At 53.3% G+C, this 26,277-nt stretch carries 15 protein-coding genes, 13 tRNA genes and 3 rRNA genes; 26 read left to right on the top strand and 5 right to left on the bottom strand.

Translation table 11 applies throughout. The features are described from left to right. Positions 1-14: 14 nt before the first annotated feature. The 4 genes from NSS64_RS24445 (at position 15) to NSS64_RS24430 (ending at position 6,545) form a co-directional block, all read left to right on the top strand. Positions 15-2,351, top strand: coding sequence for an FAD-dependent oxidoreductase (locus NSS64_RS24445; RefSeq protein WP_341141815.1), 2,337 nt, complete (start codon positions 15-17; stop codon positions 2,349-2,351). Between the two features lie 143 nt (positions 2,352-2,494). Next, a complete protein-coding gene (locus tag NSS64_RS24440; protein WP_341141814.1) occupies positions 2,495-4,297 on the top strand; it encodes a sensor histidine kinase in 1,803 nt (600 codons plus the stop codon). Beyond that, the gene (locus tag NSS64_RS24435) at positions 4,290-5,060 is read left to right on the top strand and encodes a response regulator transcription factor (protein WP_341141813.1); all 771 of its coding nucleotides are present in this window, start codon (positions 4,290-4,292) and stop codon (positions 5,058-5,060) included. The genes NSS64_RS24440 and NSS64_RS24435 overlap by 8 nt, the downstream gene beginning before the upstream one ends. Positions 5,061-5,222: 162 nt before the next feature. After that, positions 5,223-6,545, top strand: coding sequence for an ABC transporter substrate-binding protein (locus tag NSS64_RS24430; RefSeq protein ID WP_341141812.1), 1,323 nt, complete (start codon positions 5,223-5,225; stop codon positions 6,543-6,545). Positions 6,546-6,619: 74 nt separating this feature from the next. Here NSS64_RS24430 and NSS64_RS24425 read toward each other — a convergent pair whose 3' ends face one another. Continuing rightward, a complete protein-coding gene (locus tag NSS64_RS24425; protein ID WP_341141811.1) occupies positions 6,620-7,540 on the bottom strand; it encodes an NADP-dependent oxidoreductase in 921 nt (306 codons plus the stop codon). A gap of 222 nt (positions 7,541-7,762) precedes the next feature. Between NSS64_RS24425 and NSS64_RS24420 the strand changes: the two genes are divergently transcribed. Together NSS64_RS24420 and NSS64_RS24415 are read left to right on the top strand one after the other, a co-directional pair. Beyond that, the gene (locus NSS64_RS24420) at positions 7,763-8,203 is read left to right on the top strand and encodes a HEAT repeat domain-containing protein (RefSeq protein ID WP_076081929.1); all 441 of its coding nucleotides are present in this window, start codon (positions 7,763-7,765) and stop codon (positions 8,201-8,203) included. A 101-nt stretch (positions 8,204-8,304) separates the two neighbouring features. Beyond that, a complete protein-coding gene (locus NSS64_RS24415) occupies positions 8,305-8,877 on the top strand; it encodes a hypothetical protein (protein ID WP_341141810.1) in 573 nt (190 codons plus the stop codon). A 136-nt stretch (positions 8,878-9,013) separates the two neighbouring features. On the opposite strand, the gene NSS64_RS24410 is transcribed toward NSS64_RS24415, so the two are convergent. Beyond that, positions 9,014-10,552: an acyl-CoA synthetase gene (locus NSS64_RS24410; RefSeq protein WP_341142897.1), complete on the bottom strand. Its 1,539-nt coding sequence runs from the start codon at positions 10,550-10,552 to the stop codon at positions 9,014-9,016. 281 nt (positions 10,553-10,833) lie between these two features. On the opposite strand from NSS64_RS24410, the gene NSS64_RS24405 reads away from it, so the two are divergent. Together NSS64_RS24405 and NSS64_RS24400 are read left to right on the top strand one after the other, a co-directional pair. Then, positions 10,834-11,391, top strand: a complete 558-nt coding sequence (locus NSS64_RS24405; RefSeq protein ID WP_341141809.1) for a GNAT family N-acetyltransferase — start codon at positions 10,834-10,836, stop codon at positions 11,389-11,391. A gap of 107 nt (positions 11,392-11,498) precedes the next feature. After that, positions 11,499-12,215, top strand: a complete 717-nt coding sequence (locus NSS64_RS24400; protein ID WP_341141808.1) for a hypothetical protein — start codon at positions 11,499-11,501, stop codon at positions 12,213-12,215. Between the two features lie 95 nt (positions 12,216-12,310). Here NSS64_RS24400 and NSS64_RS24395 read toward each other — a convergent pair whose 3' ends face one another. Continuing rightward, the gene (locus NSS64_RS24395) at positions 12,311-12,436 is read right to left on the bottom strand and encodes a DUF4023 family protein (protein ID WP_076081926.1); all 126 of its coding nucleotides are present in this window, start codon (positions 12,434-12,436) and stop codon (positions 12,311-12,313) included. Positions 12,437-12,837: 401 nt separating this feature from the next. Between NSS64_RS24395 and NSS64_RS24390 the strand changes: the two genes are divergently transcribed. The 18 genes from NSS64_RS24390 to NSS64_RS24305 all read left to right on the top strand — a co-directional run bounded on the left by NSS64_RS24390 (position 12,838) and on the right by NSS64_RS24305 (position 22,472). After that, positions 12,838-14,398: ribosomal RNA gene (locus NSS64_RS24390) — 16S ribosomal RNA — on the top strand. A 233-nt stretch (positions 14,399-14,631) separates the two neighbouring features. Next, positions 14,632-17,557 (top strand): 23S ribosomal RNA (locus NSS64_RS24385). A gap of 76 nt (positions 17,558-17,633) precedes the next feature. Continuing rightward, positions 17,634-17,750: ribosomal RNA gene (rrf, locus tag NSS64_RS24380) — 5S ribosomal RNA — on the top strand. Together the 16S, 23S and 5S rRNA genes with 13 tRNA genes alongside form the textbook arrangement of a ribosomal RNA operon. A gap of 51 nt (positions 17,751-17,801) precedes the next feature. Then, a tRNA-Asn gene (locus NSS64_RS24375) sits at positions 17,802-17,877 on the top strand. A gap of 3 nt (positions 17,878-17,880) precedes the next feature. Further along, positions 17,881-17,970, top strand: a tRNA-Ser gene (locus tag NSS64_RS24370). Between the two features lie 159 nt (positions 17,971-18,129). Beyond that, a tRNA-Glu gene (locus NSS64_RS24365) sits at positions 18,130-18,204 on the top strand. 38 nt (positions 18,205-18,242) lie between these two features. After that, positions 18,243-18,318, top strand: a tRNA-Val gene (locus tag NSS64_RS24360). A 32-nt stretch (positions 18,319-18,350) separates the two neighbouring features. Further along, positions 18,351-18,424: transfer RNA gene (locus NSS64_RS24355), tRNA-Met, on the top strand. A gap of 75 nt (positions 18,425-18,499) precedes the next feature. Beyond that, positions 18,500-18,577: transfer RNA gene (locus tag NSS64_RS24350), tRNA-Asp, on the top strand. A gap of 212 nt (positions 18,578-18,789) precedes the next feature. After that, positions 18,790-18,864: transfer RNA gene (locus tag NSS64_RS24345), tRNA-Gln, on the top strand. 26 nt (positions 18,865-18,890) lie between these two features. Beyond that, positions 18,891-18,966 (top strand) — tRNA-Lys (locus tag NSS64_RS24340). 16 nt (positions 18,967-18,982) lie between these two features. Beyond that, positions 18,983-19,066 (top strand) — tRNA-Leu (locus NSS64_RS24335). Positions 19,067-19,073: 7 nt separating this feature from the next. After that, positions 19,074-19,148, top strand: a tRNA-Gly gene (locus tag NSS64_RS24330). A gap of 10 nt (positions 19,149-19,158) precedes the next feature. Beyond that, a tRNA-Arg gene (locus tag NSS64_RS24325) sits at positions 19,159-19,235 on the top strand. Positions 19,236-19,387: 152 nt separating this feature from the next. Beyond that, positions 19,388-19,461, top strand: a tRNA-Pro gene (locus NSS64_RS24320). A gap of 17 nt (positions 19,462-19,478) precedes the next feature. Continuing rightward, positions 19,479-19,549, top strand: a tRNA-Gly gene (locus tag NSS64_RS24315). Between the two features lie 951 nt (positions 19,550-20,500). Continuing rightward, complete coding sequence (locus tag NSS64_RS24310) at positions 20,501-21,460, top strand: helix-turn-helix transcriptional regulator (protein ID WP_341141807.1); 960 nt, start codon at positions 20,501-20,503, stop codon at positions 21,458-21,460. 169 nt (positions 21,461-21,629) lie between these two features. Continuing rightward, on the top strand, positions 21,630-22,472 hold the full coding sequence (locus NSS64_RS24305) for a DNA-binding protein (protein WP_340944081.1): 843 nt from the start codon (positions 21,630-21,632) through the stop codon (positions 22,470-22,472). A 192-nt stretch (positions 22,473-22,664) separates the two neighbouring features. Here NSS64_RS24305 and katA read toward each other — a convergent pair whose 3' ends face one another. Both katA and glgP read right to left on the bottom strand, forming a co-directional pair. Continuing rightward, entirely contained in the window at positions 22,665-24,119 is a 1,455-nt protein-coding gene (gene katA / locus NSS64_RS24300) for a catalase KatA (protein ID WP_341141806.1), read from the bottom strand. A gap of 303 nt (positions 24,120-24,422) precedes the next feature. After that, positions 24,423-26,039 (bottom strand): alpha-glucan family phosphorylase, encoded by a 1,617-nt coding sequence (gene glgP / locus NSS64_RS24295; RefSeq protein ID WP_341141805.1) that lies wholly within the window; start codon positions 26,037-26,039, stop codon positions 24,423-24,425. Between the last annotated feature and the right edge of the window lie 238 nt (positions 26,040-26,277).

Here is a 26,277-nt window from a genome sequence, read left to right as displayed (position 1 = left end):
CAGGAGGTACTATCATGAACGTTCAGATTACAGAGAATTATGACATCGTAGTGGTGGGTGGCGGCCTTGCCGGGTTCTCTGCCGCTGTCGCTGCCGCACGCCAGGGAGCGCAGGTGTGCCTTGTGCAGGACCGTCCGGTGTTTGGAGGCAATTCGTCCTCCGAGATTAGAGTGTCGCCGCATGGAGCGGCCTGCTTCCATGCCTACGGACGGGAGACTGGTATTATCTCCGAACTGCTGATTGAGGAACGGGCCGTCAATCATGAATGGATTACTGAGAACGGCTGGACCAACAGTGTATGGGATATGACGATGTATGACATGGCGGTTAGAACCCCCCTTCTCACCTTCCACTTGAATACGGCGCTGCTTGACATCGCGATGGAGCATGAGTGCAAGATTCATTCGGTGCGGTGCCGGACCGCAGGCGCGGAGACTGATCTGCTGATTGAAGCGAAGCAGTTCATCGACTGCACCGGGGACGGCATACTCGCTGACCTGGCCGGCTGTGAATGGCGGATGGGCAGCGAAGGCAAGGATGAATTCGGCGAGCCGCACGCCCCGGAGCAGGCCAATCAGGAAGTGATGGGCAATTCGATTCATTTCAAGGCAAAGGATATGGGGCGGCCCGTTCCGTTTGTGCTGCCGGACTGGGCCATCCGCTATGAGGATGCCAGCTTCTTCTACGATCAGGGCCGCAAGCCCTACGATATCCGCAGCGGATACTGGTGGCTGGAGATCGGCGTGCCCTGGCACACCATCCATGATGCGGAACGCATCCGCCATGAGCTGACCCGCCATACGCTGGGGGTATGGGACTGGATCAAGAACCGTGATCCCAAGACCCGGGAGTTGGCTGCGAACTATGCGCTGGACTGGATCGGCCAGGTGCCCGGCAAGCGGGAGAGCCGGCGCATCATGGGCAAATATCTGATGACCGAGCATGATCCGGCAGGGCGCACCGTCTTCGAAGACGAGATTGCCTTCGGTGGCTGGTTCCTCGACCTGCATACGCCCGGCGGTCTGCTGGCACCGACCAGTGAGCCCAGCAGCGCAGAGCATTACGACCAGACCACCGATTATGCGGTCAAAAGCTATTGCGGTCCTTACGGTATCCCGCTGCGTATTTGTATGTCCAAGGATGTAGACAACCTGATGATGGCAGGCCGCAACGTAAGCGTAACCCATGCTGCTCTCGGCACGGTGCGTGTCATGGGCACAACCGCGCTGATGGGGCAGGCGGCAGGGGTCGCGGCGGCGATTGCGGCAGCGGAGCAGCTTAGCGCCGATGAGCTGCTGGCGACCCGTGTTCCTCATATTCAGCAACAGCTCCTCCGGGACGGCTGCTTCCTGCCGAATGTGGTCAATGAAGATCCGCTGGATATGGCCCGGTTGGCTGCGGTTAGCGCAAGCAGTGAAGCGCTGCTCTACGGCGTAGGCCCGTCCTCCTCAGGAACGGCGGAGCATCTGGTGGATTGGACCGAGACGAAGCCGCAAGCGCAGGTGGCGCCAGAGCAGCCATATGACCGGGACCGGCTGAACCGGCGGACCGGGCAGTGGATCGCGGTGGGCGACCGTCCGGTCCGGCAGCTGGAGGTCTGTCTCAGCAATCTGTCCGGTGCCGCGCAGCAGGTTCAAGGAGTTCTGTATGCGGTGGAGAGCCTCTGGGATTACCGTACAGAACCGGGAGAGCCGGCGGCAAGGCTGGAGTTCATGGTGCCTGAGGGCGAAGAGCTATGGGTCATTGCGCCGCTTGAACTGGAGCCGGGCCGCGACTTCCCGGCGTTCTCCTACCTGCGGCTCGATCTGCTGGCGCACAGCGGAGTGGCCTGGATCAAGGCCGGAACGGTCATTCCCGGCCATGCTTCGGCTTACGAGATCGGCGGCGGCAAGATGCGCAGCCTTAAGGAGAACCGCAGCTTCCGGCTGGACCCGCCGCAGAATTGCTATACTGCGCACCAGGTGACCAGCGGTGTTACCCGCCCTTACCGCGCAGCCAATCTGTGGCGCTCCAATCCGCAGGAGCCGCAGGAGCAGTGGCTGGAGCTGAGCTGGCAGCAGCCGCAGGAAGTGCATACGGTGGAGCTCAGCTTCCCGGGGCATCTGTTCCATGAATACCATAACTACCCGCCGCTGTACCGTGATCCGCAGTGCGTGAGAGACTACAGCATCCTTCTCCGGCAGGACGGCCGCTGGACCGGGGCTGCCAGGGTCAAGGACAACTACCAGCGCCGGAATACCGTCACGTTAACACCGGCATCCGGCAGCTTCAAGGCGGACCGGCTGCGGGTGGTGATTCACGGGACGAACGGCGATGCATCAGCAGCCATATACGAAATCCGTTGTTACTAACAGAATTAGACAGACCGCATTGCGGTCTGTCTTTCGGCTGTCTGCGGAGAGAAATACTTTCTATCTAACCAAATTATTGAATAATGAATCCTCTGCTATACTGGGCAGGAACATGCCGCAAGGCCGAAGGGGGAAGAAGGATAATGAAGAGATTAAGGTGGCCCGGTGGCCTGAAATACCGCATTTTTACGGCATACTTGCTGCTGGTTATTATCCCGTTCTCCCTGCTGTGCCTGATCGGCTTCCAGCAGATTGAGCAGATTCTGAAGCAGCAGCAGGTTGAACAGAACAAGCGCGAGATGGGCAGCTTCCGGGAGGATCTGCTGGATCTGGCCGGACTGATGACCCGGTCACTCATTTTGATTAATCAGAATCCTTCCCTGGAGCAGTATCTGAGCTCGGACTCGCCTCATTCTCCCTTCACGGCCATGCGCGAAATCAACCGCAATCTGGACTCGCTGGCGAACTCGTTCTTCCTGTCCACGCCGTCCGTCTTCCTGACCGTCACGGACCGTGCCGGACATGCTTATTACAATTACACTTCGCGTAAGCCCATAGACGGGGGACAGGTATATAACGAGATAGCCGCCGGACTTCAAGAGCAAATGGCCCCGGCCTCCTACTATTGGAAGGTAACAGACAGCTATGTCTCCAAGGAGACTGCCTCCGGCAGCAAACTGCTGACGATTGATTCCCTGCTGCTGGATGCCGGCTCTGAGCCGTACGGCGCAGTAAGAATCAGCATGGACCACAGGCAATGGCTGAAGCAGTGGACGGGCGCGGCTGATCCTCAGGCGGCCTATCTCGTTCTCGGCAACGGGGGAGAGATGATCTACCGCAGCAAGGACGATGCCCAGATCCCGGATGAGCTGGCCCGCCGTTTCCAGGAGGAATTCCGCCTCCACCCGGATAAGCTGGCCGATCTGACAAGTGAACGCGAGCGAGCCCTGTACCTGGCCAGCTATATGCCTTCCCTGGAGTGGACCCTGATTAAGAAAATCTCGCTGGAGCAGGTCTTTGCCGGCACCAATACCATCAAACGCACGGCGCTCATCTCCCTCGTAGTGCTCACGCTGGTGTTCATTGCCGCTACGCTGCTGATCTCCTCCAATGTAACCAAGCCGCTGCATAAGCTGCGCGATCAGATGAGCCGGGCCGCTGATCAGGAGCTGAGGGTGACGATCCCCACCAGCGGCTACCGGGGGGAGATTCTTCAATTGCTGACCAGCTTCAACCGGATGATAGCCGATATCGGGACACTGATCTACCGGCTCAAAGTAGAGGAACGCCAGAAGGAATCCGTCCGGTTCCAGACCCTCGTCTCCCAGATGGACCCGCATTTTCTGCTGAATACCCTGAACATGATCAAGAGCCAGGCGCTCAAAAATAAAGACAGCACCACCTTCGACATCTGTGTCTCGCTCGGTCTGCTGCTGGAGACCAGTCTCAATACCGAGCTGGATCTCATCCCGCTAGGGCAGGAGCTGGGCTTCATGGAGGCTTATATGCACATTCAGAATATCCGCTTCGGCAACCGCTATCACCTGGATGTGGAGTACGATCCTTCGCTGTACTATGCCCTGGTTCCCAAGTTTACGTTGCAGCCGCTGGTCGAGAATGCCATTATTCATGGCTTCGCTGACACCGCGTCCGGCGGGCAGATCACCGTGGACATTCATGCCAGCGGGCAGGAGCTCATTATGCTCGTGATGGATAACGGCGCAGGTCCTGAAGCCGCCCGGCAGGCTGCTGCCATGGCTGCGGTCCGGCGGAGCCGCAAAGGAATCGGGCTGAGCAATATCCGGGAGCGGCTGGAGCTGCTGTACCGGGGGCAAGCCTCCTTAACGCTCACCCGCAGCGGGGAAGAAGGCCGGACGATAGTCGAGATCCGCACCCCGCTGCTTGTATCCGAACCTTACGCCAAAGGAGAATCAGACGATGTATAGTGTCTATCTGGTAGAAGATGAAGTGTTTGCCCGGGATATGGTGAAGCATCTCATTGCCTGGGAGAAATACGGCTTTGTCATAGAAGGCGAGTATGCGAACGGGGCTGAGGCTATGGAAGCTATGGAGCAGCGCCCTCCCGACATCGTGATTACCGATATTGTCATGCCTGTTCTGGACGGGATTGAGCTGCTGCGCCGCAGCCGGGAAGCTGGCTGGGAATGCCCGTTCATCATGCTGACCTGCATGTCCGAGTTCGATTATGCCCAGCAGGCGCTGGAGCTTGGCGCTATAGGCTATGTGCTGAAGCTCTCTCTGCGGCCGGAGCGGCTGATTGCCCTGCTGGAGCGGGCGCGGGCGGGTCTGGAGCAGCGGGACAAATGGCGGAAGCTCAGTACCCTTGGGGACACCGCGCTGCTTGCAGCGGTTGGAACGGCCGGGGGGAAGACGGGGCATCCGCAGGTTGACCGCATTATAGACTATATCTCCGAGCATTATGCACAGGAGCACACGCTTGGCGAGCTGGCGCGTCTGGTCAATATGGAGCAGACCTACGTCAGCAACCTGTTCAAGAAGAAGACCGGGCTCACCCTCACCAATTTCACGCAAAAGGTCAGAATCGAAGCGGCCGTGCATCAGCTGCTCCACACCAGCCTGCCGGTCTCGGCGATCTCCTGTGCGTGCGGCTTCTCGAACGATAACTATTTCAACAAGGTGTTCAAGCGGTGGACGGGCAAAACTCCGAGCGACTTCCGCCGCTCCTGAAGCGGAGCCTCTAGCCGGGCGTACGCTATATCCCAAATCTGTATCATTAGATCACAATAGCGTTCATGGGGCAGCGGGGCGCGGGCTGATATCATTATAGGCAAGCGGAGGATGCTGCACAGCAGCGGACTTGCGGACAATAGCCAAGGGGGTTGACGATAGATGAAGAAACCAAGATACGGATGGCTTGCAGGACTTACAGCCCTGCTGATCATTGCAAGCGGTTGCAGCAGCAAGGAAGGGGCTGGCACATCGGCTGGAGTGGCTGAGGGCACGAATTCCGGGGGGCAGAACAACAAGACCATTACGCTGAAATTCTGGGGCGGGGTTCCTGAGGAAGCAGGGCCGCTGGACATGGTGAAAGCCTGGAATGAGGCGAATCCCGGAGTGCAGGTAGAATATGTCCGTTACGTCAATGATGACAGCGGCAATCTGAAGCTGGATACGGCGCTTGTGGCCGGAGAGAATATTGATCTGTATACCAATTATGCCAAGTTCCAGCTGGAGAAAAGAGTGCAGTCCGGCGGCGCGCAGAACCTCAGCGAGCTGGGAGGGTATGATATTGAAGCTGCTATGGGCGGGCAGGCCAAAGCGTGGCAGTTCGACGGCAGCTACTACGGCCTTCCGACCGTCTCCTCGAAGTCTTTTATATGGCTGAACAAGAACAAGCTGGATGCTGCCGGGCTGAAGCTGCCGGATAACAACTGGACCCAGTCGGATCTGGCGGAATATGCTAAAGTGCTCAGCAAGGATTCAACTTACGGCTACGTTCAGGGAACCAACATGTTCCCCTTCGGCATGGACGGGGAGCTGCAGAATGAATTCGTCAAGGACGGCAAGTCTAACCTGGACAGCCCGGTGACGCGCGGCTCGGTGGAGAGCTGGTACAAGATGATGCACGATGATAAAAGTATGCCCGCCTACGGCGAGCAGATTGCCACCAAGCTTCAGGTCGATGCCTCGTTCCTCAAAGGGGAAGCGGCCATGCTGGGCTCCGGTAACTTTATTTTCCGCAATGCGAACAATCTGACCGATTACCCGCGTGAGTTCAAAATTGCCTTTGCCACCATTCCACGCCCGGATGGAGCGAGGGAAGACTTCCGCCTGGAAGGCGGGCTGAGCGATGTCATTGCCATCAACCCTGGCTCGGCTTACAAAGAGGAGGCGTGGAAGTTCCTGCAGTGGTATGCGGATGAAGGCGTAACCTATCTGACCAAGGGAGGCCGCATTCCCGCCTCGGCGAAGATTGATAACTCCCAGACGCAGGCCAAACTCGTTGCAGGCTTCGAACAACTGTACGATCTGGAGTCTATGGAGCGGGTGTTGTTCGGCGGCGAGGATACCTACATCAACACGGTGCCGATTCAACTGAACGACCTGCGTATGGAGGAGCTGGAGCATTATTTCCTGAAGGATAAGACACTGGATGAGACCTTCCAGAGCATCGGCAAGCGCCACAACGAATTAATCGCCAGAGGGAAATAACCTACAGAGTTATTATCAAAATACCCGTACCGTCAGGAGATCCGAAACTCCTGGCTGTACGGGTATTTCGCTTGCTATAATCCCGGTTCCCGTTGCCCGATCGTGATGGCAATAATGCCTGGACCCTTCCCGCTCGCCTGAAGCTCACAGGCGCTCTGCAGCCCTTCCTCGCTAAGCGGGAAGACCGGTCCGGCCGGTGCCTTCAGCCTCCGTGCGGCAATCAGCCGGGCCAGCTCGGACAGCTGGAAGGCATCAGCAGAGGGAGTAATATACCCTGCCTGAACTCCCTGCTGTGCAGCCCGGGCGGGATCGGGCGGTCCGGCCGTGGAGAACAGCCTTCCGCCGGAAGCCAGCACCGCGAAGCTGCTGTCCAGCACGCGACCTCCTGCCGTATCGATGACCACATCGATACTCTGTCCCAGGATGGCTGCGAAATCCTGTCCGCTGCTGTTAATGGCCTGGTCTGCTCCCAGGCCCCAGACGGCGTCCAGATCTGCATCGCTGCTGATCGTCGTAATCACGGTTGCCTCCCGCAGCTTGGCGAGTTGCACCGCGAAGCTGCCGATGGCTCCCGCACCGTTATGCACCAGCACGCGGTCCCGGCTGGAGACCCGGGCTGCGGCCAGTGCCTGCCATGCCGGCAGCCCGGCGGCTGCGGTTACCGCAGCCGCTTCATAGGATAGCTCCCGGGGCTTAAGCGCCAGCTCAGTCTCACGTGCCAGCGCATATTCTGCGTAGCTTCCGTCCGCTCCGGCGTTTATCAGGCCGTACACTTCGTCACCGGTCTGCAAGCGGGTTGCTGCCGGGCCGGTATCCGTTATTGTTCCGGCTATGGCTGTAAGTAACGGGCCATTATGAAGCTTCTGGAACGCCGGATGAACAGAGGCAGCGCGCAGTTTGATGAGAACTTCATACTCACCGGGAACAGGAAGCGGGGCGTTAATTTCTTTGAAGCTCCAGGTGTCGCTGAATGAATCTGGGAATAGGACTCTCATCTTGCTGTAAGACCTCCTTGTCCTGACTGGCCGCTCTTTTGGTTCATACTATACTTATGCAGCCAGGTGAAGTCAAAAATCCCGATGCCCGGTCTCGACCCTCATCCAAGCGATATCTTCGCTCCCGGTTCAGCCGAATGTTTGGACAAAAGATTGAATCAGCGAGTACAGTACTGTAGAATTGAACTATATCAGATTTAACCAAGAAGGGGATTGTAACGCTTGAATAATGAAGAAGTAATCCAAGAGCTGCCTGAGAACTATGACGAACTGAAGAAAGCCGCCGGCCGTTCCGCAGACTGGAGAGCGCGTCTTGAAGCGGTAGAAGAGCTGGGCCGCTACAACCACAAACAAATTATCGATATCCTTAATCGCCTGATGATCAGCGATCCTGTATATACTGTGCAAGAAGCCGCATATAACAAGCTGGTGGCTTTTGGCGAAGAGGTCAAGGTTCCATCGAAGAACAAAGCTGAACTGTTCAAAGGGGTATCCAAGATTATTCTGCGGATTAAGAAAAGTCTGCCTAAGGACCATTCTTACGAAGAGTTCAAAGAAAAGCTGAAGAAGATGCGGGTTGATGTCTACGATGCCTATGAAGGCGAGAAGGGCGCGGATTTCGATCAGTGGCTGGAGAAGATGTGGGCTTCGGCTGCCAAGTAACCCATCTCAAATAACATAGCACATTAGCATGGCAGCACCAAGCGGAGAGATAAGGGCGTTCCTTATCGCTCCGCTATATTTTTGTGAGAAAGGATGATTACATGCTTACCGGTACATTTCAGGAATTCCTTAAGCTGTCCACGCAGCTGCGTCCCGGGTACACCGCCAGTCTGGGAGAGGCTCCGGCAGGGGGCAGTGATGCGATATTAGAGTTTACACCCGAAGTACCTGCGCTTCTGCGTGCGGTCTATGATACAGTTCTTGGAACAGGCGGCGCCGAGGAAGATCCCAGTCTGCTGGAGTTCATTCCGGGCTACCGGCTGATTCATATCGGGGAATACGGCCATGAAGTGAAGATACTGTCAGGGATTCTGCAGGAGAAGGGATATACCGGCGGTGGAACCGTGTTGCCGCTGCTGACGAACTATGGAAGTGATTATATCTGCTACTACCGCTCTGAAGAAGGCGTGGAGCGGATCTGCGATCTGCTGCACGACTACGGGGATTTGGTGGTAATGTACGATTCGCCGGAGAAGTTCCTGGAGACGTTGTGCGAATTCTATAAGCAGGAGGTCTATTTTCTGGATGAGGAAGGCTACCTGGACTGCGATCTGGTAAAAGAAGGCGAAGTGGGCGCGGCGCTCAACCCGGAGGCGGAGTATTGGTCCGAGTAAGGTAAGCACTGCACGCTTAGGCGTCCAAAAACACAAAAATCCCCGTCCTGCATCACTGTAGGAACGGGGATTTTATAGTTTCAGCTGGCAATATAGCTGCCTGATTTGCAGCGTTCCCTGAACAGATTAGCTCTTGCTACAGGTTAGCGCGCTTCTCCTGCTCACGCAGCTCGATTCTGCGGATCTTTCCGGAGGTAGTCTTCGGCAGATCCGTAATGTATTCGATTTTGCGCGGATACTTGTAGGGAGCGGTCTGCTCCTTGACATGGGCTTGCAGCTCTTTGGTCAGCTCCGGTGTTCCGGCATGGCCGTCCTTGAGTACGATAAAAGCTTTGACGACTGACCCGCGGATCTCATCCGGGCTTGCGACTACGGCACATTCCTTAACGAGGGTATGCTTCATCAGCGCCTCTTCGACCTCGAACGGCCCGATCGTGTAGCCCGAGCTGATGATGATGTCATCGCCGCGCCCCTCGAACCAGAAATAGCCGTCCTCATCCTTGCGCGCCCGGTCACCGGTTATGAAATACTCCCCCTGCGAGCAGTTCGCTTTCCGCTCAGGATCTTTGTAGTAGTTCTGGAACAATGCAGGCATGCTCAGATGTACGGCGATATCACCGACCACTCCAGCTGGCAGCGGATGTCCGTTCTCGTCGATCACCTCGACAATGCCCGGAGCAATCGATTTGCCCATGGAGCCGACCCGGATCGGTTCATCCTTCAGTGCTGCGATGATGAGTGTGCTCTCTGTTTGTCCGTAGCCGTCACGGATTGTAATATTGAAGTGTTGCTGGAATGTATGAATGACTTCCTGATTCAGCGGTTCACCGGCGGATACGGCGCAGCGCAGATTGGACAGGTCGTATTCTGCCAGACCTTCAGTCTTCGCCATCAGGCGGTATTCCGTCGGTGTGCAGCATAATACCTGAATCTTCTCGTCTTGCAGCAGCTGCAGGTAGCGCTCCGGATGGAAGGCTCCGTTATAGACGAAGCCAGTTGCCCCGTTGCCGAGTACCGTCAGGAATGGACTCCAGATCCACTTCTGCCAGCCCGGTGCGGCTGTAGCCCAGACCGTATCTGATTCACGGATATCGAACCAGAGGGAGGAAGTGATCCGCAGATGGGCATACCCCCAGCCGTGCGTGTGAACTACTGCTTTGGGATTGCCGGTGGTTCCGGAGGTATAGGCCAGAATGGCGATATCATCGCGGCGGCTGGCAACCGCAGGGTAAGAATCAGCTTGTCCTTCCATTAGACCCTCCAGGTCGATCCAGCCTTCTTCAGGCTCAGCCGCGCCGCTGGAGACGGACAGGCGGAAGTCCAGTGAGGGCAGATCATCGGAGATTTTGTTGACTTCTCCGGTAGCCTCGGACCAGACAATCACGGCCCGCGCTTCGGAATGGCGCAGCCGGTACGAGAGATCCTTCGCCCGCAGCATTTCGGACGAAGGAATAACAGCCAGTCCCAGCTTCAGGCAGGCCAGATATATCGCATAGGCGATGATGCGGCGGGGGACCATGACCAGGACCCGGTCGCCTTGCGTAAGTCCGAGACCGGCCAGTCCGCCGGCGAGACGGTTAGCCTGAGCCATGAGCGCACCATAGGTGATTTGCTCCAGTCTCCCATTTTCATGTAACCATTTAATTGCAATCTTATCTTCAGGATGCCGCTCCATTTCCGAAGTGAGATTGTAGAATTCAGGTGCGATCCAACGTTGATTATCCAAATGAACCTCTCCTATATAATCGTGATGATGTATCTGTTGACTACAGTATAGCACGTTCTCCTAGTACCAGATGCTAATCGGCTCACTGGACACCGGAGAATGTTCTGTGACAGTCTTTATTTTGAAGCATCTTGATGCGTACAGAATCCCTTAAGGTATTTTTAACCGGATAAGGGAACCATACATTAGAGCCCTTCATGCAGCGAAGCGGCAGAAAGCAGGCCATTGCAATGGACGAGAATACAGTGATCAATGAGACATCTATTAATGAAGAAAGCATTAGTGAATCAGAATTCAATGAAATATTCGCTATTATGGAAGCTTCGTTTCCGGTAAGTGAGCTTAGAACCCGCAGCGGGCAGCAGGCTTTGCTGGATCAGCCGAATTATCATCTGTATACCAGCAAGGATACGGAGGGGCAGATACTGGCTTTTTTGGCGGCATGGGAATTACCCGAGCTGCGGTTCATCGAGCATATTGCCGTGAATCCCCAGCGCCGGAGCGGAGGGATCGGCCGCAAGCTGATGAGCAGCTACCTTATGCATTCGGACAAGCCGGTGCTGCTTGAGGTAGAGCCGCCGGACGGGGAGCTGGAGCAGAGGAGAATCGGATTCTACGAGCGGCTGGGCTTTTACCTGAATCCCTATGACTATATGCAGCCGCCGCTGCGTGAAGGGCAAGCCGATCTTCCGCTGCGCATTATGACCTACCCGGAGCCGGTGACGATGAAGGAGTTCCTCCATTTCAGAGATGTTTTGTACACAGAGGTGTATGGGGTGAGCATTTGAATTACTTCTTTACAATCCGGATACAAGTTAGAAACAAGTTAATGGTTTAATAAGTCTATAGCAAGGAACACACACACTAACATCACAACTAAGGGAGACGATATTCAATGAAAAGCAAAAAAATGATCATAGCAACGATGGTATTCGGAATGGCCGTTACAGGTTCAGCAGGGGTCTACGCAGGAACGAACATGCAGAAAATCAGCGCCTATCTTAACCACGGAATCGGGTTCAAAGTGAACGGAGCCGCCTATACCCCAGTCGATAACAACGGCAAAACGATGGCGCCAATCACTTATAAGGATACAACGTATCTTCCGGTCCGGGCGATGGCAGATGCACTGAAGGTGCCGGTTACCTTCAACGCTTCCACGAATGAGGTTATCCTTGGGACTGGAACAGGGGCCGCAGCGCCTGATAATGGTTCAGCTGTGAAGCTGACGGCAGTACAATACACTGCAGCGCAGAAAGAACAGATTATCAAGGCTTTTGCCAACTACGAGGGGTTTGAGACTGCATATGCCCCGACTCAGATGGTCAGCGGAGATGCCTTCCAGAAGGTTGCGGGCGGCGATGACGGCGTAAGCTTCCTGTTCAATAAAATGCGGGTGAATGTATCTCCACGTGATTATTCCTACGACTATGACGGAACTACCGTAAAGCTCTCTAACGGAACTGAAGCGAAATGGTACACCCCTTCGGATACACCAATGCTGACCTTCAAGCTGGCAGACCGTTTTGTGACTATCAGTTCCGCTGATAAAGCTCTTAGCAAAGCACAAATCGAGAAAGTGGCTGTAGGCGTAACGAAATTGAGCAAATAATTACTCCTGCTTCCTTCTATAGAATAGAAATGCAAAAGGGATGTCCGCAGAGCCGTAACTGGCCGCGCAGACATCCCTGCTTTGTTTTGTCACCGTTATTTGTTAGAGCTATGCTGTTTATTGGCCAGTCTTGCTCCAGGAGTTCCTTTACCGCGTTTTCTGTTCTTTAGCGCTTTACGCTGATTCTCCTGGAACTTCTCCACGAATTCATGAGTGTCCATAACAATCCCCCTAGAAGGTTAGATAACGTAGGCTGGAGGCTTCCAAGCAAACGTTTAGATATTCGGTTATTCTGTCCATTGGCGGCTGATATCATTCTAAGATGATGGTTATAAAATAATGCTTGTAATGAATCTCTATCCGTGATATATTCTATTTCTGGCCGCGAAACATCAACGCCTTGCTCGAAAAAGAAGTTAAAAAAAGAGCTTGCATTGATCGGCTGGATGTGATATATTATAAGAGTTGCTGGTGACGATAACATCGCCGCTGACAACGAGCTTGATCTTTGAAAACTGAACAACGAGTGAGTATCTGGAGATCACTTCGGTGAGATCCAAAATGAGAGAATGTAAATTCTCGTCAGATGTTTCAAAATGAGCAATCGCTCTTTCTAAATACCAATTTGGAGAGTTTGATCCTGGCTCAGGACGAACGCTGGCGGCGTGCCTAATACATGCAAGTCGAGCGGAGTCTGAGAGGAAGCTTGCTTCCTTTCAGACTTAGCGGCGGACGGGTGAGTAACACGTAGGCAACCTGCCCTCAAGCCTGGGATAACTACCGGAAACGGTAGCTAATACCGGATAATTTCTTTCTTCTCCTGAGGAGAGAATGAAAGGCGGAGCAATCTGCTGCTTGGGGATGGGCCTGCGGCGCATTAGCTAGTTGGTGGGGTAACGGCCCACCAAGGCGACGATGCGTAGCCGACCTGAGAGGGTGAACGGCCACACTGGGACTGAGACACGGCCCAGACTCCTACGGGAGGCAGCAGTAGGGAATCTTCCGCAATGGGCGCAAGCCTGACGGAGCAACGCCGCGTGAGTGATGAAGGTTTTCGGATCGTAAAGCTCTGTTGCCAGGGAAGAACGTCCGGTAGAGTAACTGCTACCGGAGTGACGGTACCTGAGAAGAAAGCCCCGGCTAACTACGTGCCAGCAGCCGCGGTAATACGTAGGGGGCAAGCGTTGTCCGGAATTATTGGGCGTAAAGCGCGCGCAGGCGGTTATTTAAGTCTGGTGTTTAAACCTTGGGCTCAACCTGAGGTCGCACTGGAAACTGGGTGACTTGAGTACAGAAGAGGAAAGTGGAATTCCACGTGTAGCGGTGAAATGCGTAGATATGTGGAGGAACACCAGTGGCGAAGGCGACTTTCTGGGCTGTAACTGACGCTGAGGCGCGAAAGCGTGGGGAGCAAACAGGATTAGATACCCTGGTAGTCCACGCCGTAAACGATGAGTGCTAGGTGTTAGGGGTTTCGATACCCTTGGTGCCGAAGTTAACACAGTAAGCACTCCGCCTGGGGAGTACGGTCGCAAGACTGAAACTCAAAGGAATTGACGGGGACCCGCACAAGCAGTGGAGTATGTGGTTTAATTCGAAGCAACGCGAAGAACCTTACCAGGTCTTGACATCCAACTAACGAAGCAGAGATGCATCAGGTGCCCTTCGGGGAAAGTTGAGACAGGTGGTGCATGGTTGTCGTCAGCTCGTGTCGTGAGATGTTGGGTTAAGTCCCGCAACGAGCGCAACCCTTGACTTTAGTTGCCAGCAGGTTGAGCTGGGCACTCTAGAGTGACTGCCGGTGACAAACCGGAGGAAGGTGGGGATGACGTCAAATCATCATGCCCCTTATGACCTGGGCTACACACGTACTACAATGGCCGGTACAACGGGAAGCGAAGCCGCGAGGTGGAGCCAATCCCAGCAAAGCCGGTCTCAGTTCGGATTGCAGGCTGCAACTCGCCTGCATGAAGTCGGAATTGCTAGTAATCGCGGATCAGCATGCCGCGGTGAATACGTTCCCGGGTCTTGTACACACCGCCCGTCACACCACGAGAGTTTACAACACCCGAAGTCGGTGGGGTAACCCGCAAGGGAGCCAGCCGCCGAAGGTGGGGTAGATGATTGGGGTGAAGTCGTAACAAGGTAGCCGTATCGGAAGGTGCGGCTGGATCACCTCCTTTCTATGGAGAATCGTCTTCTGCAATGAGGACATTCAAATCTAAAATCTAGCCGGTCGGCTAGTTACTCACTCGTTGGTCAGTTTTGAGAGTTTAAGCTCTCATCTTTACCTTGATCCTTGAAAACTGGATACCGAAACGAATTTGCGTTTTAGAACATTCCTTTAAGCTGAACTTGTGTAAACAAGTTTCATATTAATGGCGATACTAGCGGTTTTCCTAACGGAAAACACATTGGTTAAGCTACTAAGAGCACACGGAGGATGCCTAGGCGCCAGGAGCCGACGAAGGACGTGGCGAACAACGAAACTGCCTCGGGGAGCTGTAAGCAAGCTTTGATCCGGGGGTGTCCGAATGGGGAAACCCAGCTGTGGTAATTCGCAGTTACTCGTATCTGAATACATAGGATACGCAGAGGCAGACCAGGGGAACTGAAACATCTAAGTACCCTGAGGAAGAGAAAACAATAGTGATTCCGTCAGTAGCGGCGAGCGAACGCGGAACAGCCTAAACCAAGGGGCTTGCCTCTTGGGGTTGTGGGACGTCTCACATGGAGTTACAAAGGAATAGAGTAGGCGAAGAGGTCTGGAAAGGCCCGCGATAGAGGTAAAAGCCCTGTAGCCCAAACTGTGTTCTCTCCGAGACGGATCCCGAGTAGTGCGGGGCACGTGAAACCCCGTATGAATCCAGCAGGACCATCTGCTAAGGCTAAATACTACCTGGCGACCGATAGTGAAACAGTACCGTGAGGGAAAGGTGAAAAGCACCCCGGAAGGGGAGTGAAATAGAACCTGAAACCGTGTGCTTACAAAAAGTCAGAGCCCGTTTTAGGGGTGATGGCGTGCCTTTTGTAGAATGAACCGGCGAGTTACGTTTAACATGCAAGGTTAAGGTGAGAAGCCGGAGCCGCAGCGAAAGCGAGTCTGAATAGGGCGATTGAGTATGTGGACGTAGACCCGAAACCGTGTGATCTACCCCTGTCCAGGGTGAAGGTGCGGTAACACGCACTGGAGGCCCGAACCCACGCATGTTGAAAAATGCGGGGATGAGGTGGGGGTAGCGGAGAAATTCCAATCGAACTCGGAGATAGCTGGTTCTCCCCGAAATAGCTTTAGGGCTAGCCTCGGTGAATGGAGTGGTGGAGGTAGAGCACTGATTGGGTGCGGGGCCCGCAAGGGTTACCAAGCTCAGTCAAACTCCGAATGCCATTTACTTCTTGCCGGGAGTCAGACAGTGAGTGCTAAGATCCATTGTCAAAAGGGAAACAGCCCAGACCATCAGCTAAGGTCCCCAAGTGTGTGTTAAGTGGGAAAGGATGTGGAGTTGCACAGACAACCAGGATGTTGGCTTAGAAGCAGCCACCATTGAAAGAGTGCGTAATAGCTCACTGGTCGAGTGACTCTGCGCCGAAAATGTAACGGGGCTAAACACACCACCGAAGCTATGGCTAGATGCGTTGCATCTGGGGTAGGGGAGCGTTGTGTAGGGGTTGAAGGTGTACCGTAAGGAGCGCTGGACACTACACAAGTGAGAATGCCGGTATGAGTAACGAAAAGATCAGTGAGAATCTGATCCGCCGAAAGCCCAAGGTTTCCTGAGGAAGGCTCGTCCGCTCAGGGTAAGTCGGGACCTAAGGCGAGGCCGACAGGCGTAGTCGAAGGACAACAGTTTGAAATTACTGTACCACCGTAATCCGCTATGAGCGATGGGGTGACGCAGGAGGGTAGTGACGCGGACTGATGGATGTCCGTCTAAGCAGTGAGGCTGGTGTGCAGGCAAATCCGCACATCGTAAGGCTGGGCTGTGATGGGGAGCGAAAATTATAGTAGCGAAGGTCATGATCTCACACTGCCAAGAAAAGCCTCTAGTCAGGAGAAGGTGCCCGTACCGCAAACCGACACAGGTAGGCGAGAAGAGAATTCTAAGGCGCGCGGAAGAACTCTCGTTAAGGAACTCGGCAAAATGACCCCGTAACTTCGGGAGAAGGGGTGCCTCGGTAGGGTGAATAGCCCGAGGGGGCCGCAGTGAAAAGGCCCAAGCGACTGTTTAGCAAAAACACAGGTCTGTGCGAAGCCGCAAGGCGAAGTATACGGGCTGACGCCTGCCCGGTGCTGGAAGGTTAAGGGGAGCGGTTAGGAGCAATCCGAAGCTGTGAACCGAAGCCCCAGTAAACGGCGGCCGTAACTATAACGGTCCTAAGGTAGCGAAATTCCTTGTCAGGTAAATTCTGACCCGCACGAATGGCGTAACGACTTGGGCGCTGTCTCAACGAGAGATCCGGTGAAATTTTAATACCTGTGAAGATGCAGGTTACCCGCGACAAGACGGAAAGACCCCATGGAGCTTTACTGCAGCTTGATATTGAATTTGGGTACGATCTGTACAGGATAGGTGGGAGCCGGTGAGGCAGGAGCGCAAGCTTCTGCGGAGGCGCCGTTGGGATACCACCCTGATCGTATCTAGGTTCTAACCTAGTGCCCTGAGCGGGTACGGGGACCGTGTCAGGCGGGCAGTTTGACTGGGGCGGTCGCCTCCTAAAGAGTAACGGAGGCGTTCAAAGGTTCCCTCAGAATGGTTGGAAATCATTCGCAGAGTGCAAAGGCATAAGGGAGCTTGACTGCGAGACCTACAAGTCGAGCAGGGACGAAAGTCGGACTTAGTGATCCGGTGGTACCGCATGGAAGGGCCATCGCTCAACGGATAAAAGCTACCCTGGGGATAACAGGCTTATCTCCCCCAAGAGTCCACATCGACGGGGAGGTTTGGCACCTCGATGTCGGCTCATCGCATCCTGGGGCTGAAGTAGGTCCCAAGGGTTGGGCTGTTCGCCCATTAAAGCGGTACGCGAGCTGGGTTCAGAACGTCGTGAGACAGTTCGGTCCCTATCTGTCGTGGGCGCAGGAAATTTGAGAGGAGCTGTCCTTAGTACGAGAGGACCGGGATGGACGTACCGCTGGTGCATCAGTTGTTCCGCCAGGAGCATGGCTGAGTAGCTACGTACGGACGGGATAAGCGCTGAAAGCATCTAAGCGTGAAGCCCCCCTCAAGATGAGATTTCCCAATTAGTAAGACCCCTTGAAGACGACGAGGTAGATAGGTTGGAGGTGGAAGTGCAGCAATGCATGGAGCTGACCAATACTAATCGGTCGAGGGCTTATCCAAATTTCTAACACGCAGATTCGTTTCGGATTCAGTTTTCAGGAATCAATTCCTGAAGCATTTACGCTGTAAATGCCCGTTTGGTGGCGATAGCGGAGGGGTTCCACACGTACCCATCCCGAACACGACCGTTAAGCCCTCCAGCGCCGATGGTACTTGGACCGAAGGGTCCTGGGAGAGTAGGACGTTGCCAAGCGGACCATCCACACACATTGTGGTATTTTTTTTGTCCTAATTGCTTACATATTCCCTGATAGCTCAGTTGGTAGAGCACTCGACTGTTAATCGAGTTGTCACAGGTTCGAGTCCTGTTCGGGGAGCCATATGGAGAGGTGTCCGAGTTTGGCCGAAGGAGCACGATTGGAAATCGTGTAGGCGCCACAAGCGTCTCGAGGGTTCGAATCCCTCTCTCTCCGTAGTGTTACCTCCCTGATTAGGGATGAGAATCCTCAATGGTTCGTTGGAGCATAAGCTTCGATAGCACTACATCGCAATCTCGTAACGAAGTGAAGAGTATCCCTCTCTCTCCGTAGCGTTACCTCCCTGAAAAGGGGATGGAAATAACTGTATAGCATGGCTCGTTGGTCAAGGGGTTAAGACACCTCCCTTTCACGGAGGTAACATGGGTTCGAATCCCATACGAGTCACCAATTTCTTCTTTGAATGATGGGAAGAGAGAGTCATATATGGAGGCTTAGCTCAGCTGGGAGAGCATCTGCCTTACAAGCAGAGGGTCGGGGGTTCGAACCCCTCAGCCTCCACCATCTATCTTAACCGAATAGATTTTGTACAATGACGCGGGGTGGAGCAGCCCGGTAGCTCGTCGGGCTCATAACCCGAAGGCCGCAGGTTCAAATCCTGCCCCCGCAATTGTTCCCCACAAAGTGAAGAGATGCTCTGTAGCATATTCCGAATACTTTCCGGGGGGGCCATAATGTTAAACTTGGAACCGTGGTGTAGTTGGCCTAACATGCCTGCCTGTCACGCAGGAGATCGCGGGTTCGAATCCCGTCGGTTCCGCCATTTTAATGGCGTAAGGGATGAGAAATCCCTGGGTTCGTTGAAGCATAGGCATCGTAAGGAATACTTCGCAATCTCGTAACGGAGTGAAGAGTATCCCGTCGGTTCCGCCATTTTTAATGGCTTAAGGGATGAGAAATCCCTGGATTGAGCATCCTATATCTCGAAGTATAGAGTATCCATCCGATTCCGTAGCATTTTGCTAATTATAATATTGGGGATTAGCCAAGCGGTAAGGCAACGGACTTTGACTCCGTCATTCATAGGTTCGATTCCTATATCCCCAGCCATCTATTTTCGATTGTTTCTCTTATGAGAGCCATTAGCTCAGTTGGTAGAGCACCTGACTTTTAATCAGGGTGTCGAAGGTTCGAGTCCTTCATGGCTCACCATTTTCTTGTAACGTGTGCGCGTGTGGCGGAATGGCAGACGCACCAGACTTAGGATCTGGCGTTTCACGACGTGGGGGTTCAAGTCCCTTCACGCGCACCATGTTTTTGCGGACGTGGCTCAGCGGTAGAGCATCGCCTTGCCAAGGCGAGGGTCGCGGGTTCGATTCCCGTCGTCCGCTCCATATAGATTTTGCGCCCTTAGCTCAGCTGGATAGAGCGTTTGACTACGAATCAAAAGGCCGGGAGTTCGAATCTCTCAGGGCGCGCCATTTATACTTCATTGAATTAACAAAGTGTCCCCAGATTCGAACGAGTTCGTTGGAGCATCCGCTTCGATAGCACAACTTCGCAATCGGATGCGTAGCATCCGTATCTCTCAGGGCGCGCCATTTATACTTCATTGCTTCAACTTTTGTATTAACGGGATGTAGCTCAGCTTGGTAGAGCACCTGGTTTGGGACCAGGGGGTCGCATGTTCAAATCGTGTCATCCCGATATTTCATTTCACCTATGCGGGTGTAGTTCAATGGTAGAACTTCAGCCTTCCAAGCTGATAGCGTGGGTTCGATTCCCATCACCCGCTTATATCTGTATCACGTGAGTCCGTCAGCCCTATGGGGAAGGCGGACTTTTTTTGCTATTTAGCAAATGTAAGCGAAAAACGAACACAATGTGATGCAGGGAAGGCGAATGGCCGAATGTAATCGAAAAAATCGAACACAATTGGACTGGGCGCGCTGCGTAGGCCGTGTGTTTATCGCAGTGCCAGACGTATTTTCACAGGAAAACCGAATACAATGGGTGCCACTGCGAGGAGGGAAGGGCCCCATGCATCACCGGCAGTAACCTTTTAAGAGAAATCCTGCCAAAAGTGCAACAATACTGCCCCAAAGAAGCGGTCAATGCTGAAATCCTGCATGAAATGCAACAAATTCAGCGCTAACTTGCTCTAAACATCAAAATTTGTGCAAATCATGCAACATTGTACTTCAACCCGTAAAAGGTATAGAGAAATCCTGCCAAAAGTGCAACATTACCATTACTGCTCCTTAAAAGCGGCCAGTGAGAGAGGCATTAGCATCGTTCACCCGCAGGGTGATTTTGTTGCTATTTAGGGAATGTATGCGAAAACTGAACACAATGTGATGCAGGGAAGGCGAATGGCCGAATGTAATCGAAAAACCGAACACAATTGGACCAGGCGCGCCACGTAGGCCGTGCGTTTATCGCAGTGCCAGAAGTATTTTCACAGAAAAACCGAACACATAGAACTCAGAGTATCTGTGAGCCAGAGCGCTAAGGGCTGTAGCTGTCAAATGGCCGTCAGAAGGCAGGTAGATGGAGAAAAGTGAGCTTCGTGTAAGAGTGGTATAGAGGCACCAGTATTATTCATCCGCTAGGGTGATTTCGTTGTAAGGGCCGGGATGTTGCAATAGTATGGGAGGGCGTTATGTTTCTATAGAACTGATATAGTATAACTATTGGACTATTGGATCATAGGCAACACTTACTTGGAAGCTGAGGAGCATTTGTTATGACAGACAAAGTAATACGGATTTTCAGAATCATTAACGCCATTCAGTCGAACCCGGGGATTACCGCAGCAGACTTGGCCTTTAGGTGTGAGGTGAATATTAGAACGATCTATAGGGATCTTGAGGTGATCAGCCACTTTGCACCGGTTACGAATGAGGGAAGAGGCACGGGCTACCGGTTCATGGGCAAATTCTTTTTATATCCGCTGGATTTCTCGGAGCAGGAGTCGCTGGCGTTCTCTTTGCTGCCTTCGGTGCTGAATCCGGATAGAATTCCGCCGGGTTTTCATTCTGCGTATGACAAGGTGATGGGTACCCATCTTAAGGAGAAATCACGGCAGAACGGCCTCCTGGAGAATATCGCGGATATTATCCAGATGGGCACACCGGCCTACCGCAAGGAGAGCCGGAACTTCCTGCAGCCGCTCATTGGAGCGATTCTGGAGCAGCGCAGCATCCGGACGGTATACCACTCGCAGTCACGCAACGCCACTACAGCGCGGAAGATTGATCCTTATTATCTGATCCCGCGGGATCAGCGTTTTTATCTGATTGGCTATTGCCATCTGAAGGGGGCGATTCGTACGTTCCGGATCAGCCGGTTTGAGCAGGTCGAGATGACGGCTTCCGCTTTTGATAAGGGAAATTTCAATATTAAGCAGTATCTGAAAAACACCTGGTCGATCAACCGGGGCACCCGGAATGTCACGTTCAAGGTACGGTTCGATCCGCAGGTGGCGCGTTACATTAAGGAAGAGGAGCTGTTCGTACAGCCGCGGATGAGCGAAGAAGGCGATGGAACGCTGCTGTTCGAAGTCACGGTTAATAATGAGAAGGAGTTCATCAAGTGGATTCTGCAGTATGGCCCGAATGCTGAGATTCTGGAGCCGGAGTCGGCCAGGGAGCGCTTGAAGGAGCAGCTGGAGCAGTGGCTGGATGTGTATCAGCAGCAGACGTAGACTATAATTTTACATAATATGGAATAAAAATGGCGAAAAGGTTAGATTGATTAGCTCAACTGGAGAATAAAGGCTTTTTTAGAGATATATATGTTGGGAATGAATTGACCGGAGCGGTGAAGCAGGTTATTATTGGAATATAATGGAATGATAGGAGGCAAGATAGAAATTGCTGGAACTGGATGGGATGAATGAAGACTCTTTGACAGATATGCTTAAAGTCTCGTTCTCATGGGAGAACTGGACGGCAATTCTCGAGATTTCAGACAAGCTCTTTGAACTTGCAGTTCTAACCTACGGCTCCCATCAACAGGGTGCAAAGAAGTATTATTTGAAAAAAAATATAGCGTATTATCTCGGCTACAGTGCGTGCATGAAGGGCATTGCCTACCAAAAGCTCGGTAACCTCGCTGAATCAAGAAAGTGTATAGGCTTGTATTCGGATTTGAGCTGGATCACGGATGCGGATCAGGAAGCTGCCGCAGAAGTGGAATACTACAGGAACATTGCGATAGCCAACACCTTCGTCATTGATCTACTGGAAGGAAAGGTAGAAGTTCTCCCTGATTATGTTGAATTCATTCGTACAGGGGACCAGGAGGAGCTGCTTGCCTGCTTGATTACTGTGCTGGAATCTGCCATTAAGTACAACTTTTCTATCGACTGGGTACTGGATGAATTCAATGAGCCGCTACAGGAACTAAGCTGCAGAGAGAAGCAGGAAGATATCAGATACTACATAGACTACATGCATCTTAGTGCAATTTATTTGTATAAAAGGGAGAAAATTCATGATGCAATTAATCTGACTCTCTATATTTTGGTAATAAGTAGTAAACTTTATGACGGGACAGGCTTTAGGAAAATCGTGTCGTTTTATGAACATATCCGGAGCCATGCGACCGCAGAACAACAAGAATCTTATCAAAATGTAATGAAAAATATCTTAGAGAGGGAGTTTTTAAAAGATGAAAAAGGCGATCTCGTTATTAACAGCCGTATTGTTGATTAGCGCAAGCGTAGTGGTAACAACGGCAAGCGCAGGCGGTCACTTATCCGCATCCTCCGGCAATATCTCTATTAACAATCACGGAGCAGGCCACTAGTCTAAAATCTCTCTGTCTCATGAATCTGGAAATATAAGCTGCATATCATGCAAAGAAGGGGTAAGCGATGCTTACCCCTTCTTTGCTGTGGATGGAGGTTACTCTGTTACAGCCAATCCCAGTCCTTCTGCGATACGCCGGCCAAACTCCGGATCGGCTTGGTAGAAGTGGCCAATCTGGCGGAGCTTGATCTCCTCGGACTCCACTGGAGTCATGGCACCAACAATATTGCTCACGAGCCGGGCACGTTCCTCTTCACTGAGCAGACGGTACAGGTCCCCCGGTTGGGTGTAGTGATCGTCATGGTCATAAGACACGCTGTCTGCCTGGCCGGAGACTTCAAAAGCAGCCGCTTTATGCGGCGCTGACTCGGTTGCCCCGCCGGAGCTGTTGGGCTCGTAGTAGACGGAGCCTCCCCCGTTATTCGTAGCATTCATCGCGCCGTCGCGCTGATTATTGTTGACCTCTGCGACAGGCCGGTTAATCGGCAGGTGGTTATGGTTCGCTCCTACCCGGTAGCGGTGGGCATCTCCGTATGCGAAGAGGCGGCCCTGAAGCATTTTATCTGGAGAAGCTTCTATGCCTGGAACGAACGAGCCGGGGGAAAAGGTAGCCTGCTCCACTTCGGCGAAGTAATTCTCAGGATTGCGGTCCAGCACCATGCGGCCTACCTCAATCAACGGATAATCCTTCTGCGACCACACCTTGGTGACATCAAACGGATCGAAGCGGTAGGTGTCGGCATCTTCCACAGGCATAATCTGCACATGCAGCCTCCAGGCCGGGAAGTCTCCAGTATCAATGGCGTTGAACAAATCCGCTGTATGATAATCCGGGTTCTCCCCGGCTAACTGTGCGGCCAGCTTAACATCGAGGTTCTTGACGCCCTGCTCTGTCTTGAAGTGGTATTTCACCCAGACGGCTGCGCCTTCAGCATTCACCCACTTGAACGTATGGCTGCCGAAGCCATGCATATGGCGGAGAGTAGCCGGGATGCCGCGGTCGGACATCAGAATCGTCACCTGGTGCAGAGACTCGGGGGAGAGGGACCAGAAGTCCCAGACGGCATTCGGGTTCTTCAGATGGGTCTGCGGATGGCGCTTCTGGGTATGGATAAAGTCCGGGAACTTGATGGCATCACGGATGAAAAAGACAGGCGTGTTATTGCCGACCAGGTCGTAGTTGCCTTCCTCAGTGTAGAATTTCACAGCAAAGCCGCGCGGATCGCGCACAGTATCGGATGAACCCAGCTCCCCGGCAACGGTAGAGAAACGGATGAACATCGGGGTGCGTTTGCCAACCCCCGATAAGAATGCAGCCTTCGTATATTGGGAGAGATCATTGGTGACTTCAAAATAACCATGGGCACCGGCGCCTTTGGCATGAACGACACGCTCAGGAACACGCTCACGGTTGAAGTGGGCCAGCTTCTCCAGCAGGTGGACATCCTGCAGCAGCACGGGGCCACGGGCACCGGCGGTCATTGAATTCTGGTTGTCACCTACGGGGGCGCCCCAGCTTGTCGTTAGCTTGTTGTTATGGTTTGTGGTCATGAACACAATCACCTCGTATAGGATTTGATTTTAGATTAAGTATAAATATTATAATAACAAGAATTTAAATAAAATCAATCCTTTTTTATAATTATTATAATTAACCTTATGCGGAAGAAAGCAGGTTCATGCCAGAGCTGGAGGTTACAGACAAGGAAATTTGGCTTAGATGAAGCGGAAGCGGAGAGTGAAGAGTGGGCAAAAAAACTCCCGCCCGCAGCAGCGGACAGGAGGGGGGATTCGTGAACAGTAACGGAGCAGCAACAACTGGATGCGGTTGACGGGAGCAAAAACTACTGTAAGTTAGCTTGGGATATACATACGGTTATAGTATTCATCCAGCATGCGCTTGGTGGCGAATTCGGTGCGGGTGGTCTCGATGCTGCGGTGCATCATCTGCACCCACTTCGCCTGATCCTCATAGAAAACCGGGAGGACGCGGTTCAGAAGGGTCTCGTACAGTGCATCGCTGTCATGCTGGTCAAGCACCGCAAAGTCGGTAGTCTCGAAGCCGCCGCCGATCTGCCAGCCGTTCTCGCCGTCCATGCAGGCTTCCGGCCACCAGCCGTCCAGGATGGAACAGTTCAGGACGCCGTTCATGGCGGCCTTCATCCCGGAGGTTCCGCTGGCTTCGAGCGGTCTGCGCGGATTGTTCAGCCAGATGTCAGAGCCGCGGGTCAGCCGGGCTCCGATGGTCATATCGTAGTTCTCCAGGAAGACTACGCTCTTCGGATATTTGCGCATCATGGCTACAAGGTTGCTGACGATCCGCTTGCCGTTGTCGTCCAGCGGGTGTGCCTTGCCGGAGAACACAATCTGAATCTTGCCGCTCTCCAGGTACGGCTCTATAATATCCGGCTGGGAGAAGATCAGGTCACTGCGCTTGTAAGGAGCCGCCCGGCGGGAGAAGCCAATGAGCAAATTGTCTGCATTCAGGGCAATCCCGGACCGTTCTTCAATGAAGCCGATCAGCTCCTGCTTGATCTCCTTGTGCACGGCCCACAGGTCGCCGCCCTCCTCAAAAGCACGGGTCATCCGCTCATCTACCCAGGTAGGCGTGTGGATCGCATTGGTGATGCCGATGATCTCGGATCTGCCGGCGACTTCCTTCCACATTTTGTTAGCGGTGTCGGCATGAAGCTGAGCCACTGCATTCGAGATTCTCGACAGCCGCAGACCGGCAACTGTCATGTTGAACGGCTCTCCGCCGATCCGCTCCATCTGGGCGCGGGTTAGGCTGTTGAAGGCTCCCATGTACTCCAGACGGTCCAGCGGATGTGTCTCGTTGCCTTCCTTGATCGGTGTATGTGTAGTGAACACAACCTCTTCCCGTGTAGCCTTCCAGGCTTCTTCAAAGGTACTGCCGCCGGACATCTTCTCCCGGATCAGCTCAATTGCAGCGAGCGCCGCATGTCCCTCGTTGAAGTGATAGACATCGATCTTAATTCCTAGAGCGCGCATGGCTTTGACGCCGCCGATGCCCAGAACGATCTCCTGGGCAATCCGCTCTTCCCCGAACCAGCCGTAGAGCTGGCCGGTAATCCAGGCATCGCTGTTCTCCGGGATATCGGTGTCGAGCAAATAGAGCGGACGGTTGCCGAACCGGTCGGTTCTCCACACTTTGCAGACCACATCGGTCTTTCTGACTTTTACCGTGACCTTGACGCCCGTATCTTCCAGGAAGTCGTACACATAGTTGTAGTAAGAGTCGTAGGGATTGCCGTCCGCATCAATCCTCTGGTCCGTGTAGCCCTGTTTCCATTTGAGTCCGATGGGGATGATGGGTGCCCCGATATCCTGCGCGCCCTTGATGTAATCTCCGGCCAGAATGCCCAGGCCTCCGGCGTACATTTTGAAATCGGAATGCAGTCCATACTCCATGCTGAAATAAGCTACTGACGGCAAGTGGTTCTCGCTCACGTGATAAGCCTCCTAAATGCGATTTAGATGATGCTGCCAATAAGAAATGCTGCAGGCTGTATCTAAGATGCAAACGTTTGCTCAATTGGGGACAAGAATGCTCTGGGAGCGATTTCACCATCATTCTAGCATATTTATCCTTAAAAAGCACAGCGGAGTTTCGGTGACGAATGACCGCCTGCTGAGCCGATAAATAAAATTTGATAAACCTGCCGGAAGGCCATAAGATAAGGGGAGA

Origin of the sequence: Paenibacillus sp. FSL H8-0122 (assembly GCF_038005345.1) — a bacterium.
Lineage (GTDB): Bacteria > Bacillota > Bacilli > Paenibacillales > Paenibacillaceae > Paenibacillus_AQ.
The sequence above is the reverse complement of the archived record's forward strand: the minus strand, read 5'-3'. Positions and strand labels throughout refer to the sequence as shown.

Coding starts and splice junctions, on each gene's coding strand:
- NSS64_RS24405 (WP_341141809.1), top strand. CDS start 10,834: ATGGACGAGAATACAGTGATCAATGAGACATCTATTAATGAAGAAAGC.
- NSS64_RS24310 (WP_341141807.1), top strand. CDS start 20,501: ATGACAGACAAAGTAATACGGATTTTCAGAATCATTAACGCCATTCAG.
- NSS64_RS24410 (WP_341142897.1), bottom strand. CDS start 10,552: ATGGAGCGGCATCCTGAAGATAAGATTGCAATTAAATGGTTACATGAA.
- katA (WP_341141806.1), bottom strand. CDS start 24,119: ATGACCACAAACCATAACAACAAGCTAACGACAAGCTGGGGCGCCCCC.
- NSS64_RS24435 (WP_341141813.1), top strand. CDS start 4,290: ATGTATAGTGTCTATCTGGTAGAAGATGAAGTGTTTGCCCGGGATATG.
- NSS64_RS24430 (WP_341141812.1), top strand. CDS start 5,223: ATGAAGAAACCAAGATACGGATGGCTTGCAGGACTTACAGCCCTGCTG.
- NSS64_RS24395 (WP_076081926.1), bottom strand. CDS start 12,436: ATGGACACTCATGAATTCGTGGAGAAGTTCCAGGAGAATCAGCGTAAA.
- NSS64_RS24440 (WP_341141814.1), top strand. CDS start 2,495: ATGAAGAGATTAAGGTGGCCCGGTGGCCTGAAATACCGCATTTTTACG.
- NSS64_RS24400 (WP_341141808.1), top strand. CDS start 11,499: ATGAAAAGCAAAAAAATGATCATAGCAACGATGGTATTCGGAATGGCC.
- NSS64_RS24445 (WP_341141815.1), top strand. CDS start 15: ATGAACGTTCAGATTACAGAGAATTATGACATCGTAGTGGTGGGTGGC.
- NSS64_RS24425 (WP_341141811.1), bottom strand. CDS start 7,540: ATGAGAGTCCTATTCCCAGATTCATTCAGCGACACCTGGAGCTTCAAA.
- NSS64_RS24415 (WP_341141810.1), top strand. CDS start 8,305: ATGCTTACCGGTACATTTCAGGAATTCCTTAAGCTGTCCACGCAGCTG.